Origin of the sequence: Pseudoduganella namucuonensis, assembly GCF_900116645.1 — a bacterium.
In the GTDB taxonomy this organism is placed as follows: Bacteria; Pseudomonadota; Gammaproteobacteria; order Burkholderiales; family Burkholderiaceae_D; genus Rugamonas; species Rugamonas namucuonensis.
Genome location: NZ_FPBO01000005.1, coordinates 157,503 through 173,951, shown reverse-complemented (window position 1 = coordinate 173,951; position 16,449 = coordinate 157,503). Strand labels below are relative to the sequence as shown.

The following is a 16,449-nucleotide window of genomic DNA, read 5'->3' as shown; positions in this document are numbered from 1 at the left end:
TAATTCTCCAAAAAATCTAATATTGCTAAATGGAGAAGTTTCAGAGAAGCTGCCGTGCTCTAAACGTGCTGCTTTAATAAGCAGACTAAATAAAAAAGCCACTGGCGACGCAGGCGACGCGAGTGGCTTTTCGAATGAAGCCTGTTTGTCTTATTGGATTAAATTGTACCGCCTTGCCCCATGGATGCAAAACGAATTTTGCGCATGTGTGCGGTCGTTATTTAATTTTCACCGGACGCTTTTGCCGGCTCCTGATAAATAAGCAATGGCTTGGCGCCGCTGGTGATCGTATTTTCATCGATCACCACTTTGCTGACATTGGTCTCGTTCGGCAGCTCGTACATCACGTCCAGCAGCGCGTGCTCCAGGATGGAGCGCAGGCCGCGGGCGCCGGTCTTGCGCGCCAGCGCCTTCTTGGCGATGGCGTGCAGCGCGGCGGGACGGATCTCCAGCTCCGCGCCCTCCATGTCCAGCAGCTTGGAGTACTGCTTGACCAGCGCGTTCTTCGGCTCGATCAGGATCTGGATCAGCGCCTCCTCGGTCAGCTCGGACAGCGTGGCGACCACCGGCAGGCGGCCCACCAGTTCCGGGATCAGGCCGAACTTGATCAAGTCCTCCGGTTCGGCCTCCATCAGGATCTCGGACGCGGCGCGCTGTTCCTTGCTCTTCACGATGGCCGAGAAGCCGATGCCGCTCTTCTCCGAGCGGTTGGAGATGATCTTGGCCAGGCCGTCGAAGGCGCCGCCGCAGATGAACATGATGTTGGTGGTGTCGATCTGCACGAAGTCCTGGTTCGGGTGCTTGCGCCCGCCCTGCGGCGGCACCGAGGCCATGGTGCCCTCGATCAGCTTCAGCAGCGCCTGCTGCACGCCCTCGCCCGACACGTCGCGCGTGATGGACGGGTTGTCCGACTTGCGCGAGATCTTGTCGATCTCGTCGATGTAGACGATGCCGCGTTGCGCCTTTTCCACATCGTAGTTGCAGCTTTGCAACAGCTTCTGGATGATGTTCTCCACGTCCTCGCCCACGTAGCCGGCTTCGGTCAGCGTGGTGGCGTCGGCGATCACGAACGGCACGTTCAGCATGCGCGCCAGGGTCTGGGCCAGCAGCGTCTTGCCGGAGCCGGTGGGGCCGACCAGCAGGATGTTGGACTTGGCCAGCTCGATGTCGTCCTTCTTGCCCAGGTGCTTCAGGCGCTTGTAGTGGTTGTACACCGCGACCGACAGGATGCGCTTGGCGGTTTGCTGGCCGATCACGTACTGGTCCAGCAAGTCCTTGATTTCATGCGGGGTCGGCAGGTCGGACTTGGCGCCGGTGACGGACTCGATGCTGGAGGTCTCGTCGCGGATGATGTCGTTGCACAAGTCGATGCATTCGTCGCAGATGAAGACGGACGGGCCGGCGATCAGCTTCTTCACCTCGTGCTGGCTCTTGCCGCAAAACGAGCAGTACAGTAATTTTTCGCCGCTGGAGGATTTTTTCTCGGACATGGGACTTGTATAGGTAGTTACGAGGCAGATGAGGCGGTACAAGCCACATGCTACCTGAAATGAAAAAGAAACGCCCGAACGTTTGTCGCGTCCGGGCGTACTTTTAGCGTTGCTGCCAGGAATTCATCAAACGCGGCTGGTCAACACTTTGTCGATCAGGCCATATTCCGCGGCCTCGTCGGCCGACAGGAAGCGGTCGCGGTCCGTGTCCTTGGCGATCTGCTCGATCGTCTGGCCGGTGCGCTCGGCGAGGATGCTGTTCAGGCGGTGGCGCAGGTACAGGATTTCCTTGGCCTGGATCTCGATGTCGGACGCCTGGCCCTGGGAGCCGCCGGACGGCTGGTGGATCATGATGCGCGAGTTCGGCAGCGAGAAACGCTTGCCCTTGGCGCCGGCGGCCAGCAGGAAGGCGCCCATCGAGGCGGCCATGCCGGTGCACAGCGTGGAGACGTCCGGCTTGATGAACTGCATCGTGTCGAAGATCGCCAGGCCGGCGGACACCGAACCGCCAGGGGAGTTGATGTAGAGCGAAATGTCCTTGTCCGGATTTTCGCTCTCCAGGAACAGCAGCTGGGCGACGATCAGGTTGGCCATCTGGTCGTTGACCGGACCCACCATGAAGATCACGCGCTCCTTCAGCAGGCGCGAGTAGATGTCGTACGAGCGCTCGCCGCGGCCGCTTTGTTCAATCACCATCGGCACCAGGCCGAGCATTTCAGTGTCGAGAGCCGGATTACGGTTCATCATGCAATGTTTTCCTTGTGAAGCAGAACGCACCCCGAGGGGTGCGCGCTGGATTACGCTTGCGCGTTGCTTCCCATCAACTCGTCGAAGGCGACTGCCTTGGACGTGGTTTTCGACAGGCCCAGAACGAAGTTAACGACGTTTTCTTCCAATACAAGGGCTTCGACCTCGGCCAGGCGGCGGCGATCGCTGTAGTAGTACTTCAGCACTTCGCGTGGATCTTCGTACGATTGCGCGAAGTCTTCCACTTGCGCCTTGACCTGCTCCGGCAGCGCTTGCAGTTTGTTTTCGTTGACCAGTTGCGACAGGATCAGGCCCAGGCGCACGCGGCGCTCGGCCTTGTCGGCGAACAGTTCCGGCGGGAACGGCACGTCCTTGACGTTCATGCCGCGCTGCGCCATGTCCTGGCGGGTCATCTCGGCCAGGCGCTCGGTGTCCTGGGCGATCAGGGCTTGCGGCACGTCCAGGGTCGCGGTTTTCACCAGCGCGTCCATCACGGCTTCCTTGTTGCGCGCTTTCACGCGGCCGTTGACTTCGCGTTCCAGGTTGACCTTGATGTCTTCGCGCATTTTGGCCAGGTCGCCGTCGGCGACGCCCAGCGATTTGGCGAATTCGGCGTCGACTTCCGGCAGGTGCGCCCATTCCAGCTGTTTCAGGGTGATGGTGAACTGGGCGGTCTTGCCGGCCACGTCCTTGCCATGGTAGTCCTCGGGGAAGGCCAGGTCGAAGGTCTTGGACTCGCCCACTTTCAGGCCGACGGTGGCGGCTTCGAACTCGGGCAGCATGCGGCCCTCGCCCAGCACGAACACGAAGTCGTCGGCCTTGCCGCCGGCGAATTCAACGCCGTCGATCGAGCCGACGAAGTCCACGGTGACCTTGTCGCCGTTGGCCGCGACAGCCTCGCCGCCGTCGCCGTGCTCGCCGGCCACGCCCTTGGCGTGGAAGTGCACGCGCTGCTTGCGCAGGATTTCGATGGTCTTGTCGATCTCGGCGTCGGTCACCTCGGTCTTGACGGTTTCGATTTCCACCGTCGACAGGTCGCCGATGACGACTTCTGGATACACCTCGAAGGTCGCGTCGAAGGTCAGCTGGCCTTCGGGAGCGTCATTCTTTGGTTCGATTTTCGGATAGCCCGCCACGCGCAGGTTGTTCTCGTTGGCGGCGTCGTTGAAGGCGCGGCCGACCTTATCGTTCAGCACTTCGGTTTCGATCTGATAACCGTATTGTGCGGCGACCATTTTCAGGGGCACTTTACCAGGACGGAAGCCTGGTGCCTTAGCCGACTTGGCTTGCACTTTCAGGCGTTTCTCAACTTCCGAGCGGACGTCGGTCAGCGGGAAGGAGATCGTGATACGACGTTCAAGTTTGCCCAGGGTTTCGACTGCAGTTGCCATGTAAAAATCGTCCAAAAAATATAAAGAATACTGTGGTGCGAGGAGGGGGACTCGAACCCCCACACCATTGCTGGCGTCAGGACCTAAACCTGGTGCGTCTACCAATTTCGCCATCCTCGCGGCGTATTTGTACAAAAGCAAAGGGCGACCATTAAGTGAAAACGGGTCGCCCTTCCCCGCCTCGGCGGGGGCTTTCAACTTCAACGCGGTATTTTACTGTTTTTTTCAGAGTAAGGAAGGGTTTTTTGACTTAACCACAACTTAGTTGTGAAACTCGTCGCAACCCTTTGATTATTCGGCTAGCGCGGTGGCGCGAACCGGCTTTTTCACCCTGAACCAGGCCGCGTACAAGGCCGGCAGGAACAGCAATGTCAGCGCCGTCGCCAGTATCAGGCCGCCCATGATGGCCACCGCCATCGGCCCCCAGAACACGGAGCGCGACAAGGGGATCATCGCCAGCGCGGCGGCGGCCGCAGTCAGGATGATGGGACGGCAGCGCCGCACCGCCGATTCCACGATGGCGTCCCACGGCTCCGCCCCGCCCTTGATGTCCTGTTCGATCTGGTCGACCAGGATCACCGAGTTGCGGATGATCATGCCGAACAGCGCGATGATGCCCAGGTTGGCGACGAAGCCCAGCGGCCGGCCCAGCGCCAGCAGCGCGAACGCGGCGCCGGCCACGCCCAGCGGCCCGGTCAGGAACACCAGCAGCGCGCGCGAGAAACTGTGCAGCTGCAGCATCAGCAGCGTGAAGATGATGAAGATGGCCAGCGGCAGGTTGGCCGCGATCGAGGCCTCGGCCTCGCTGCTGTCGGAGGCCGCGCCCTTCACCGAGATGCGGTAGCCGGCCGGCAGGTTCTTGCGCAGCGCCTCGAGCTTGGGATCGATCTGGCTGGACACGGTCGGCCCCTGCACGCCGTCCACCACGTCCGACTGCACCGTGATGGCCCATTCGCGGCCCTCGCGCCACACCACGCCCGGCTCCCACACGAAGTGCACGCGCGCGATCTGCTCGATGGTGACGGCCTTGCCGCTGGCCGTGGGCAGGGTGCTGTTGTACAGCTCAGAGATGGTGCGCCGCTCGTCCTGCGGCTGGCGCACCTGGATGTCGATCAGCTTGTTGTTCTCCCGGAACTGGCCGATGGTCACGCCGCTCAGCATGGTCTGCGCGGCGCGCATCACGGTCTGGTTGGTGATGCCCAGCGCGCGCATCTTGTCCTGGTCCAGGTCCAGGCGCAGCACCTTGACGGACTCGTTCCAGTTGTCGTTCACGCCCAGCGTGTTCGGATTGGCGCGCATGATGTCTTTCACGTCGTCGGCGATGGCGCGCACCTTCTCCACCTCGAAGCCGGTCACGCGGAACTGCACCGGATACGGCACCGGCGGCCCGTTCGGCAGCAGCTTGACGCGGCCGCGCACCTCGGGGAAGTCCTTCTTGAACACGTCGATGATCTTCTGGCGCAGGATCTCGCGCGTCTTCAAGTCCTTGGGCAGCACCACGATCTGCGTCACGTTGGTCTGCGGCAGGATCTGGTCCAGCGGCAGGTAGAAGCGCGGACTGCCGGTTCCGACATAGCTGGTATAGCTGGCCACACCCTCCTGGCGGCTGATGAAGGCTTCGAACTTCTTGGCCTGCGCCTCGGTGGCGGCGAAGGACGAGCCCTCCGGCAGCCACATCTCCACCATCAATTCGGGCCGGCTGGAATCCGGGAAGAACTGCTTCTCGATGAAGTTGAAGCCGTACACGCCCACGAAGAACACCGCCAGCGTGGCGGCGATGGTGGTCTTGCGCCAGCTCACGCACCAGTTGACCAGCCGGCGGAATTTGCGGTAGCCGGGCGTGTCGAACAGCTCCTCGTGCGCGCCGTCGGCGTGCGGCTGCACCTTCAGCAGCAGGTAGCCGATGTAGGGCGTGAAGATCACCGCCACGAACCACGAGATCACCAGCGCCAGCGCGTTCACGGAGAACAGCGAGAAGGTGTATTCGCCGGCCGCCGACTTGGCCATGCCGATCGGCAGGAAGCCGGCCACGGTGATCAGGGTGCCCGTCAGCATGGGCAGCGCGGTGGAGGTGTAGGCGAAGGTGGCCGCGTCGAAGCGCGAAAAGCCCTCCTCCATCTTCCGCACCATCATTTCGACCGCGATGATGGCGTCGTCCACCAGCAGGCCGAGGGCGATGATCAGCGCGCCCAGCGAGATCTTGTGCAGGTCGATGTTCAGGACCAGCATGAACAGGAAGGTCACCGCCAGCACCAGCGGGATGGTCAGCGCCACCACCAGGCCGGGGCGCGCGTCCAGGCGCAGTTTGGGCTTGCTGTGCAGGCCCAGCGCCAGGAAGCTCACCGCCAGCACGATCAGCACCGCCTCGATCAGCGTGTTGACGAATTCCCCGACCGAGGCCGTCACGGCCGACGGCTGGTTGGCCACGCGCTGCAGCTCGATGCCGACCGGCAGCTTGGCCTTCAGCTCGGCAACCGTCTTCTCCATCGCGGCGCCCATCTTGATGATGTTGCCGCCCTTTTCCATCGACACGGCCAGGCCGATGACCTCCTTGCCGTTGAAGCGCATCTTGTCGCCCGGCGGGTCCTGGTAGATGCGCTTGATGGTGGCGAAGTCGCCCAGGCGGAAGGTGGTGCCGTTGGCCCGCAGCTCCAGCTGCTCCAGGTCCTCCACCGTTTTCAGCGCGCCGGTCACGCGCACCTGCATGTTGTCGGTCGGCGTCACCAGCACGCCGGTGGACTCGATGTTGTTCTGCGTGGCGATCTGGTTGATCACCGCCTCCATGGGAATGCCCAGCTGCGCGAACTTCTTGTGCGAGAACTCGATGTTGATCTTCTCGTCCTGCACGCCGAGCAGGTCCACCTTGGCCACCAGCGGCACGCTCAGCAGTTGCTGGCGCACGAAGTCGGCGTAGTCCTTCATTTCGGCGTAGTTGAAGCCGTCCGCCGACAGCGCGAAGATGGAGCCGAAGGTGTCGCCGAATTCGTCATTGAAGAAGGGACCGATCACGCCCTGCGGCAGCGTGCCGCGTATGTCGCCCAGCTTCTTGCGCACCTGGTACCAGGAGGCGGCCGTGTCCTGCGAGGACGCCGATTCGCGCAGCGCGACGATGATCAGCGTTTCGCCCGGCTTGGAATAGCTGGTGATCTCGTCGATGTTGGGCGTTTCCTGGAGCTTTTTCTCCAGCTTGTCGGTGATCTGCTCGGCCATCTGCAGCGCCGTGGCGCCCGGCCAGATCACGCGCACCACCATGGCGCGGAAGGTGAACGGGGGATCCTCGTCCTGGCCCAGGTTGGAATAGGCCAGCATGCCGCCTATCAGCAGCACGGCCATCAGGTAGCGCGTCAGCGGTATGTGTTCCAGCGCCCAGCGCGAGAGGTTGAAGCCGTCCTTCATTTGGCCGCTCCCGCGGCCGCCGAGGACGCCGACGCCGGCGCGGCGGGCGCGCTGGGCGCCTCGGCGCCCAGGATGGTCACTTTCTGCCCCGGTTTCAGCAGGTTGACGCCGGCCGTCACGATGGTCTGGCCGGGCTTCACGCCGCTTTTCAGCACCAGCTCATTGCCCGCCATCGCGCCCGGCACCACCGGCACCAGTTTCACGGCGCCGTTTTCCACCACCCACACGTTGGTGGCGTTGCGCTCGTACAGCAAGGCCGTCATCGGCACCTTGATCATCGGCACCGGCGTCTTGGACGCGAAGCGCACCATCGCCGTCATGCCCAGGCGGGCCTCCTCCATGCTGTCCGGGATGGAAACCTTGGCGGTGTAGGTGCGGGTGGCCGGATCGGCCGCCGGCGACACCTCGCGGATCTTGCCGGGCACCCAGTGCTGCGGATTGGCCCACAGCCGCACCTGCACGTCGGCCACGCCGCGCAGCAGGTCCACCTTGTTCTCGGGCAGGCCGATCACGACCTCCTTCTCGCCGGTCTTGGCCACGCGCACCACCGGCGTGCCGGGCGCCACCACCTGGCCCACCTCGGCGTCCACGCCGGTCACCACGCCGTCCACGTCGGCCACCAGCGTCGCGTAGCCGGCCTGGTTGGACTGGCCGCGATAGCCCGCCATCGCCGCGTCGACCTGGGCCTGGGCGGATTTGTAGGCGGATTCCTTGCCGTCGAGCACGGTCTGGCTGACGAAATTCTGCGTCTTCAAGTCCTGGTAGCGCTTCAGCTCGCCGCGCGCGAAGTCGCGGGCGGTCTCGGCGGCCCGCAGCGCCGCCAGCGCCTGCGCCTGCGACAGCTTCGCGTCCTGCGGGTCGAGCTGCATCAGCACCTGTCCCTTCTTCACCACGGCGCCCGGATCCACCTTGCGCGCCACGATCTTGCCGCCGATGCGGAAGCCGAGCCGCGACTCCACCCGCGCCCTCACCTCGCCGGAGAACTCGGAATTCACGTCGATGTCGCTTCCTTGCAGCACAATGGCGCGCACGGGGCGGATGTCCTCGGTCTTGGGGGCTTGTTCGCGGCAGCCGCTAGCCAGCAGGGCGACGGAAAGCAGGGTGAAAAGCAGGCGCGGGCGCGGATTTTTCGAGGGAGACACGGTGTTTTCCTTTACTATGCGGGCCGACGCGATTGCGGCCAGGATTGCGGCCAATACATAATGCCACTATTATGCCGATCGGAAACTAATGACTTTCCGTTAATTAAAAATTATAAACCGCGCCAACCCGTTTGAAAATGACTTTCGCGTCATTTAATTTGAGCGTACCCTCAAGATCCCATGCCTGTAGACCATTACGAGAACTTCCCCGTCGCCTCCGTCCTGCTGCCGCGCCGCCTGGTGCCGGCGGTGGAGGCGATTTACGCCTTCGCCCGCGGCGCCGACGACCTGGCCGACGAGGGCGACGCCACGCCCGATCAGCGCTTGGCCGCCCTCGCCGCCTACGAGGACGCGTTGGGCGCCATCGCGCGCGGGGAAGCCGGCCTGGCGCCCATGTTCGAGCGGCTGGCCCAGGTCATCCGCGAGTACGGCTTGCCGATGAAGCCCTTCCACGACCTGCTGTCGGCCTTCAAGCAGGACGTGGTGGTGACGCGCTACGCCACCTACCCGCTGCTGCTGGACTACTGCGCGCGCTCGGCCAACCCGGTCGGGCTGCTGATGCTGTCGCTGTACGGCCAGGCCGACGAGGACAACGTGCGCGACTCGGACGCGATCTGCTCCGCGCTGCAGATCATCAACTTCCTGCAGGACGTGGCGATCGACCTGCACAAGGAGCGCATCTACCTGCCGATGGAGGACCTGGCGCGCTTCGGCGTGTCGCCCGCCGCGCTGGACCGGCTGGACGGCAGCGCCAAGTGGCGCGCCCTGATGCGCTTCGAGGTGGCGCGCGCCCGCGCGCTGATGCTGAGCGGCGCGCCGCTGGCGCTGCGCCTGCGCGGACGCATCGGCCTGGAGCTGCGCATGGTGGTGCAGGGCGGCCTGCGCATCCTGGAGGCGATCGAGGAAGTGGAGTACGACGTGTTCCGGCGCCGGCCCCAGTTGACCAAGCGCGACTGGCTGAAGGTGGTCTGGCGCGGGCTGTGGATGCGTGAAATCCGCCCCCAGCCTCGGCCCATCCCTTAGAATAGCGCCTTCGATCGCCCTCCCCTTGCTTTTTTGACTATGTCTCCCGACGAATACTGCCAGCAGAAAGCCGCCGCCAGCGGGTCCAGTTTCTATTACAGCTTCCTGTTCCTGCCCGTGGAACGGCGCCGCGCCATCATGGCCTTGTACGCCTTCTGCCGCGAGGTGGACGACACGGTGGACGAATGCACCGACGAGCAGGTGGCGCGCGTGAAGCTGGCTTGGTGGCGCAAGGAGATCGCCGGCATGTACGAGGGCAAGCAAAGCCACCCCGTCACGCAGGCGCTGCAGCCGCACCTGGCCACGTACGCGCTGAAACAGGAACATATGCAGGCCATCATCGACGGCATGGAGATGGACTTGAACCAGACCCGCTACCTGGACTACCCGGCGATGACGCGCTATTGCTGGCACGTGGCCAGCGTGGTCGGCATCCTGTCGGCCAGCATCTTCGGGGTGACGCGGCCGGAGACGCTGCAATACGCGGAGAAGCTGGGCCACGCCTTCCAGCTCACCAACATCATCCGCGACGTGGGCGAGGACGCGCGCAAGGGCCGCATCTACCTGCCGATCAACGAGCTGCAGCAGTTCAACGTGACGGCGGCCGACCTGCTGAACGCGCGCCACAGCGAGAGCTTCGAGAACCTGATGAAGTTCCAGATCGCCCGCGCGCACCAAGCCTACGACGAGGCGTTCGCGCTGCTGCCGAAGGAAGACCGCCGCGCCCAGCGTCCCGGCCTGATGATGGCCGCGATCTACCGCACCCTGCTGACCGAGATCGAGGCGGACGGCTACCACGTGCTGAACCAGCGCATCTCGCTGACGCCGATCCGCAAGCTGTGGCTGGCGTGGAAGACCTATATCCGTGGCTGATCCACGCTGCCTAAACCGGGGACAGACACGCGACCACCGTCCCGTGCCTGCGCCGAGGTGTGTGGCGCGGTGTGCCTGTCCCCTGGCCAGCGGCGCGTCCTTGCGATGAAAATCGCCATCATCGGCTCAGGCTGGGCCGGCTGCGCCGCAGCCGTCGAACTGGCGCGCGGCGGCCGCGAGGTCACGCTGTTCGAATCGGCCCGCGCCCTGGGCGGCCGCGCGCGCCGTGTCGAGGTCGACGGCCGCGCGCTGGACAACGGCCAGCACATCATGCTGGGCGCCTACGCCGAATCGCTGCGGCTGATGAAGCTGGCCGGCGTGGACTTGCGGTCCGCCCTGCTCACCGTCCCGCTGCAAATGCGCTACGCGCCCGGTTCCGGCGGCATGGATTTCATCGCCCCGCGCCTGCCGGCGCCGCTGCACCTGCTGGGCGCCCTGCTGCGCGCCAAGGGCCTGGGCCGCGACGACAAGATGTCCCTGGCCCGCTTCTCCACCACGGCGCGCTGGATGGACTGGACGCTGCACGACGATTGCAGCGTCAGCGAACTGCTGCTGCGCTTCGACCAGACCCCGCGCCTGATCCAGCTGATGTGGCGTCCGCTGTGTCTGGCGGCGCTGAACACCCCGCCCGAGCGCGCGTCCGCGCAGGTGTTCCTGAACGTGCTGCGCGACAGCCTGGGCGCCAGCCGCGCCGCGTCCGACATGCTGATCCCGCGCGCCGACCTGAGCGCGCTGTTCCCCGACGCGGCCGCCGCCTACGTCGTCAGCCATGGAGGCAAGGTCCATACCGGCGCCAAGGCGGCGTCGATCGCGCCGCTGCCGGATGGCCGCTGGCGGGTGGACGCCACCGGCGCCGCGCTCGGCGATGGCTGGCACGAGACGTTCGACGCCGTCGTCCTGGCCGCCGGCGCCCACGCCAGCGCCGCCCTGCTGCGCAACGCCGCCCCCCACTTGACCGGGCTGGCGGAGCTGCTGGACGGCTACGCGCCCGAGGCCATCACCACCTGCTACCTGCAATACGGCACCGCCGTCCGGCTCGACCTGCCCTTCTTCGCCCTGCTGGACGACCCGGCGCAGGGCCATTGGGGCCAGTTCGTGTTCGACCGCGGCCAGCTGGATGCCAACCAGGCCGGCCTGCTGGCGGTGGTCATCAGCGCCTCCGGCGCGGCGGCGCAACTCGGCCAAGCCGAACTGGCCGCCGCCCTGGCCGCCCAGCTGGCGTCCGTGCTGCGCCGGCCCGAACTGGCGCAGCCCAACTGGAGCCGCGTCATCACCGAAAAACGCGCCACCTACGCCTGCGCCCCCGGTCTGCGGCGCCCCGCCAACGCCACCGGCCTGCCCGGCCTGCTGCTGGCGGGCGACTACACCGCCGGCGACTATCCCGCCACCCTGGAGGGCGCCGTCCGCAGCGGCGTCGCCGCCGCGTCGGAGTTGCTCCAGGGCAAACCAAAGCAACGATGAAGCGCCCCGGCTATCCGCCCATGCTGTCGTCCATCCCGCCCATCCTGCATCCTGTCGCACCCCGCTGGCCCGCGCGGGCCGGTTTGCGTACAGTCGCATCATCGGCAATGGACAACAATGGAGCGAGCGATGAGCCTGACACTGACACTGAAAACCCTGGCGGTACTGGCCCTGGTGGCCCTCGCCACGCTGGCGATCGTGCAAAGCGAGCACATGGCCGCCATGCCCACGATGCAACACGCGCCTTTTTAATTGAGAGGCAGGAGTTCCGGCAATGAACAAGCAGGCATATCTGGACACGCTGCGCAAGGCCCTGGCGGGACTACCGCCGGAAACGGTCGCCAAGACCCTGGCCTATTACGAGCAGCGCTTCATCGACGGCGCCATGGCCGGCCGCGGCGAAGAGGAAATCTCCGCCGAGCTGGGCGAGCCGCGCAAGATCGCGATGACGCTGCGCGCCAATGTCCACCTGAACGCCTTCGAGCAAAAGAAAACCCCGGTCAACCTGGCCCGCGCCACCGTCTCCTTCCTGGGCCTGGCCGTCTTCAACCTGTTCATGGTGGTGCCGGCGATGGTGTACGGCTGCCTGCTGATGGCGGTCTACGCCTGCGCCTTCGCCTTCTACATCGGCGGCATCGCCATCACCGCCAGCGGCCTGTCGGGCACCAACGAACTGGTGCTGGACGGCCCGTTCCGCGAATTCCTGCACTTCGAGCATGACGAGGAGGGCCAGCGCCACACCCAGACCAAGGTGTCGATCGGCCACACCGGCATCGAGGTGTTCCAGGAACCGGTGCCCGGCAGCCATCCGGACGCCGACGACGGCGACGACGACGACACCAGCAAGCCCGGCAAGATCATCGAGCGCGCGGAACAGATGGCCGCCTCCGGCGTGCACATCTCGACCGACCTGGACAGCGAATCGCGCGTGGTGCAGGCGGCGGCCGGCATGGGCCTGGTGCTGGTGGGCATCCTCCTCTGCCTGCTCAGCCTGGTCATCACCAAATACACGGTGATCGGCATCAAGCGCTACATCCAGATGAACTTTTCACTGCTGCAAGGCCGCTGAGGCGGCCGGGAGATCGACATGCGTTCCCTCATCAAAGTCGGCATCAGCCTCCTGCTGCTGGCCTTCGTCCTGATCGCGGTGTCCTACAGCATGCTGAGGACGCACGGCCAGACCAATCCGAGCAGCGCCGCCGGCCGCGCGCCGGGCAGCGAGGTGCGCCAGATCGGCAACGGCATCACCTCGGTCGAGCTGAGCGGCCCCATCGACCTGGTGCTGCGCCAGGGCGACAAGCCCTACCTGAAAGTGCGCGGCGAGCAACGCCTGCTGGGCAACGTGGAAACCGCGCAGGACGGCAAGACCCTGCACATCGGCACCAAGGGCATGCTGTTCCACCACCGCCGCCCCCTGCAGGTGGAACTGGTGCTGCCCTCGCTGGCCGAGCTGGAGGTGCACGGCACCGGCGACAGCACCGTCAACGGCTTCAGCGGCGAGAAACTGAACGTGCAGCTGTATGGATCGGGCAATGTGAACTTCAACGGCCGCTTCAAGCAGGTGGCCGCCGGCGTGCACGGCAGCGGCGAATTGAACCTGAACACCGGCAACAGCGAGGACGTGGCGCTGGAAATGGTGGGCTCGGGCCAGATCAAGACCAGCGGCAGCTGCAAGACGCTGAACGCGGACGTGAACGGCTCGGGCGACCTGGACGCGCAGCACATGGCGTCGGACCGGGTGACGGTGAACCTGAAGGGTTCGGGCAGCACCAACGTCTTCGCGCGCCACTCGGCGGAGCTGACGTTGCGCGGCAGCGGCGACATCCGCGTGTACGGCAACCCGGACAACCGCAACGTCAGCCGCACCGGCTCCGGCGAGGTGAGCTGGAACCATTAGGCGAGCCGGGACCATGTTCGGTGGCGGCGCGCTTTGCCGCCCGGCACGGATTTTATCTTTTCGGGGGTCTGTACTAGACTGGTTTCCCCCCTTCGACACTCGTCGTGGAAAGGAAAAATCATGTCCAATGCAAGCAATGGCGCCTCCACATCGATCTGGATGGCCACCAGTACCGTTCCCAGCTACGCCCCGCTGGCGGGCGGCGTGGAAACCGGCGTGTGCGTGATCGGCGCCGGCATCGCCGGCCTGACCACCGCCTATCTCTTATCGCGGGAAGGCCGCAAGGTCGTGCTGATCGACGCGCTCGGCGTCGGCGCCGGCGAAACGGGCCGCACCACCGCGCACCTGTTCCCTCCCGACGAATGGTATGCCGGGACCGAGAAATCCTTCGGCGCCGACGGCGCCAGGCTGATCGCCGACAGCTTCGCCCGCGCCATCGACATGGTCGAGACCATCATCCGGCACGAGCAGATCGACTGCGAATTCCAGCGGCTGGACGGCTATCTGTGCACCCTGCCCGGCGCGGCGCCCCAGCACGTGGACCGGGAATACGAGGCCGCGCGCCGCGCCGGCGTCGACGCCGAACGCTTGCAGCGGGTGCCGGGACTGAGCTTCGACACCGGCCCGTGCGTGCGCTACGGGGGGCAGGCCCAGTTCCATCCACTCAAATACCTGACCGGGCTGGCGCACGCCTTCGTCCGCAACGGCGGCGAGATCCATGGCGGCACGCGCGCGGTCGGCATCGAGGGCAACGAGGACGAGCAGGTCGTCACCACCGAGGGCGGCCACATCCGCGCCCAGGCCGTGGTGGTGGCCACCAACACGCCGTTCAACGACCGCGTGGTCATGCACACCAAGCAGAGCGGCTACCGCAGCTATGCGATCGGCCTGCGCGTTCCCAAGGGCAGCGTGCCGCGCATGCTGCTGTGGGACACGGGCGATCCCTATTACTATGTGCGCCTGGCCTCCGCCGGCGCGGCGGCCGACCATGAAATCCTGGTGGTGGGCGGCGCCGACCACAAGGTCGGCCAGGACAAGCATCCGGAACACCGCTACGAGCGGATCGAACGGTGGGCGCGGGAACGCTTCCCCATGGCGCAGGCGGTGGAGTACCGCTGGTCCGGCGAGGTGATGGAGCCGGCCGACGGGCCGGCCTACCTGGGGCGCAATCCCATGGACGCCAGCAACGTCTACATCATCACCGGCGATTCGGGCAATGGCATGACGCACTGCACGATAGGCGCCATGCTGGTCACCGACCTCATCATGGGGCGCGCCAACCCGTGGCAGGCCATCTACGACCCGGCGCGCAAGGTGAAACACGGCATTTCGGACTTCGTCATGGAGCAGGCCAACACGATCGCGCAGTACGGCGAATGGATGACCGCCGGCGAACTCGATTCGGTGCGCGAGATCCCGGCCGGCCAGGGCGCCATCGTGCGCGACGGCCTCCACAAGCTGGCGGTGTATCGCGATGAACAGGGCGGCTTGCACGCGGTGTCGGCGAAGTGCACGCACCTGGGCTGCGTGGTGCACTGGAATTCGGCCGAGTGCTCGTGGGATTGCCCCTGCCACGCCTCGCGCTTCGCCACGGACGGCACCGTGCTGCACGGCCCGGCCGCCTTGCCGCTGGCGGAAGCCGCCCTGCCGGAAGACAACCGCCGTCCGCCCGACGCGGGCGACACGCGGCCGGCGCCGCCGCCGAATTGACTCCGCGGCGTCCGTAACGCGCGCGGGCCGGCACGCATCCGGCGGAATAGCTCTTCGAGCCGCTCCGCCCTACGTCCCCCGCAGCCAGCGCAGCGCGTCCCGCCCGGCGGCGACGCCGCTGGCCAGGCAGGCGGTGAGCAGGTAGCCGCCGGTCGGCGCTTCCCAATCCAGCATCTCGCCGGCCACGAACACGCCCGGCTTCGCCCTCAGCATCGTGCCCTCCAGCGCCTCGAAGCGCACCCCGCCGCCGCTGCTGATGGCTTCATCGATGGGGCGCGGCGCGCGCAGGCGCACCGGCAAGGCCTTCAGCAACCGCGCCAGCCGCGCCGGATCGGCGAATTCCTCGGCGCTGGCGCATTCGCGCAGCAGCCCCGCCTTCACCCCCTTGATCCCCAGCCGGCTTTGCAAGTGGCTGGACATGGAGCGCGAGCCGCGCGGCTTGGCCACCTCGCCCTCCACGCGTTCGGCACTCAGGTCCGGCAGCAGATCCAGATGAATCAGCGTATCGCCGCGCTGCGCGATCTGGTCGCGCAGCGCGGCGGACAGCGCGTAGATCAAGCTGCCCTCGACGCCGGTCGCGGTCACCACGAACTGGCCCTGCTTGCGCAGCGGCAGCCCGTCCGCGCCGGTGGCGATGACGGCGACCGTGGTCAGGGGCTCGCCCGCGTGCCGGCCGCTGAAATGCGCGCTCCAGTCGACGTCGAAGCCGCAATTGGCGGGCACCAGCGGCGCCACATCGACACCCAGGCCGCCCAGCAGGGGCGCCCAGGCGCCGTCCGACCCCAGCCGCGCCCAACTCGCGCCGCCCAGGGCCAGCACGGTGGCGTCGGCCGCCACGGCGCGCGCGCCGTCCGGCGTGTCCAGCAGCAGCGCGCCGTCCTCGCGCCAGCCCAGCCAGCGGTGGCGCTGGTGGAAATGCACGCCGCGCTCGCGCAGCCCGTGCAGCCAGGCCCGCAACAGCGGGGCGGCCTTCATCTCGGTCGGGAACACGCGGCCGGAGGTGCCGACGAAGGTGGCGATGCCCAGGCCATGCACCCAGTCGCGCACCTGCCCCGGGCCGAAGGCGTCCAGCATCGGCCGCAGCTCGGCGGCTCTTTTTCCGTAACGCGTCACGAAAATATCGTAGGCTTCGGCGTGGGTGATGTTCATGCCGCCCCGTCCGGCCAGCAGGAACTTGCGGCCGACCGAGGGCATGGCGTCATAGACGTCGACGCCCAGGCCGGCCGTGGCCAGCGTCTGCGCGGCCATCAGCCCGGCCGGGCCGCCGCCGATGACGGCGACGCGTGGTGGTGGGGTGCTGTTCATAGAGGAGCAGCATT

General features: G+C 66.0%; 13 protein-coding genes and 1 tRNA gene. 7 read left to right on the top strand and 7 right to left on the bottom strand.

The features are described 5' to 3' along the window. Nucleotides 1-221: 221 nt before the first annotated feature. From clpX to BM436_RS07605, 6 genes are all read right to left on the bottom strand, one after another. Nucleotides 222-1,490, bottom strand: coding sequence for an ATP-dependent Clp protease ATP-binding subunit ClpX (gene clpX / locus BM436_RS07630; protein ID WP_093554916.1), 1,269 nt, complete (start codon nt 1,488-1,490; stop codon nt 222-224). Nucleotides 1,491-1,616: 126 nt separating this feature from the next. Further along, the gene (clpP, locus tag BM436_RS07625; protein WP_093555014.1) at nt 1,617-2,234 is read right to left on the bottom strand and encodes an ATP-dependent Clp endopeptidase proteolytic subunit ClpP; all 618 of its coding nucleotides are present in this window, start codon (nt 2,232-2,234) and stop codon (nt 1,617-1,619) included. Between the two features lie 53 nt (nt 2,235-2,287). Next, a complete protein-coding gene (gene tig, locus BM436_RS07620; protein WP_093554915.1) occupies nt 2,288-3,628 on the bottom strand; it encodes a trigger factor in 1,341 nt (446 codons plus the stop codon). Between the two features lie 33 nt (nt 3,629-3,661). Further along, a tRNA-Leu gene (locus BM436_RS07615) sits at nt 3,662-3,748 on the bottom strand. A gap of 171 nt (nt 3,749-3,919) precedes the next feature. After that, nucleotides 3,920-7,024, bottom strand: a complete 3,105-nt coding sequence (locus BM436_RS07610; RefSeq protein ID WP_093554914.1) for an efflux RND transporter permease subunit — start codon at nt 7,022-7,024, stop codon at nt 3,920-3,922. Next, nucleotides 7,021-8,166 (bottom strand): efflux RND transporter periplasmic adaptor subunit, encoded by a 1,146-nt coding sequence (locus BM436_RS07605; RefSeq protein ID WP_143133005.1) that lies wholly within the window; start codon nt 8,164-8,166, stop codon nt 7,021-7,023. The genes BM436_RS07610 and BM436_RS07605 overlap by 4 nt, the downstream gene beginning before the upstream one ends. Before the next feature lie 180 nt (nt 8,167-8,346). Here BM436_RS07605 and hpnC point away from each other — a divergent pair, with 180 nt between their 5' ends. The 7 genes from hpnC to BM436_RS07575 all read left to right on the top strand — a co-directional run bounded on the left by hpnC (nt 8,347) and on the right by BM436_RS07575 (nt 15,130). Then, a complete protein-coding gene (gene hpnC, locus BM436_RS07600; protein ID WP_093554913.1) occupies nt 8,347-9,189 on the top strand; it encodes a squalene synthase HpnC in 843 nt (280 codons plus the stop codon). 39 nt (nt 9,190-9,228) lie between these two features. After that, nucleotides 9,229-10,062 (top strand): presqualene diphosphate synthase HpnD, encoded by an 834-nt coding sequence (gene hpnD / locus BM436_RS07595; RefSeq protein ID WP_093554912.1) that lies wholly within the window; start codon nt 9,229-9,231, stop codon nt 10,060-10,062. A 105-nt stretch (nt 10,063-10,167) separates the two neighbouring features. Next, nucleotides 10,168-11,523, top strand: a complete 1,356-nt coding sequence (hpnE, locus tag BM436_RS07590; protein WP_093554911.1) for a hydroxysqualene dehydroxylase HpnE — start codon at nt 10,168-10,170, stop codon at nt 11,521-11,523. A gap of 129 nt (nt 11,524-11,652) precedes the next feature. Next, complete coding sequence (locus BM436_RS38325; protein WP_259741427.1) at nt 11,653-11,775, top strand: hypothetical protein; 123 nt, start codon at nt 11,653-11,655, stop codon at nt 11,773-11,775. Nucleotides 11,776-11,797: 22 nt separating this feature from the next. After that, nucleotides 11,798-12,592: a DUF1700 domain-containing protein gene (locus BM436_RS07585; protein WP_093554910.1), complete on the top strand. Its 795-nt coding sequence runs from the start codon at nt 11,798-11,800 to the stop codon at nt 12,590-12,592. 18 nt (nt 12,593-12,610) lie between these two features. Next, nucleotides 12,611-13,420 carry a head GIN domain-containing protein gene (locus BM436_RS07580; RefSeq protein ID WP_093554909.1) on the top strand — a complete coding sequence of 270 codons (810 nt, stop codon included), beginning with the start codon at nt 12,611-12,613 and terminating at the stop codon, nt 13,418-13,420. A 120-nt stretch (nt 13,421-13,540) separates the two neighbouring features. After that, nucleotides 13,541-15,130 (top strand): FAD-dependent oxidoreductase, encoded by a 1,590-nt coding sequence (locus BM436_RS07575; RefSeq protein WP_093554908.1) that lies wholly within the window; start codon nt 13,541-13,543, stop codon nt 15,128-15,130. A 69-nt stretch (nt 15,131-15,199) separates the two neighbouring features. On the opposite strand, the gene BM436_RS07570 is transcribed toward BM436_RS07575, so the two are convergent. Beyond that, nucleotides 15,200-16,435, bottom strand: a complete 1,236-nt coding sequence (locus BM436_RS07570) for a TIGR03862 family flavoprotein (RefSeq protein ID WP_093554907.1) — start codon at nt 16,433-16,435, stop codon at nt 15,200-15,202. Nucleotides 16,436-16,449 lie beyond the last annotated feature (14 nt).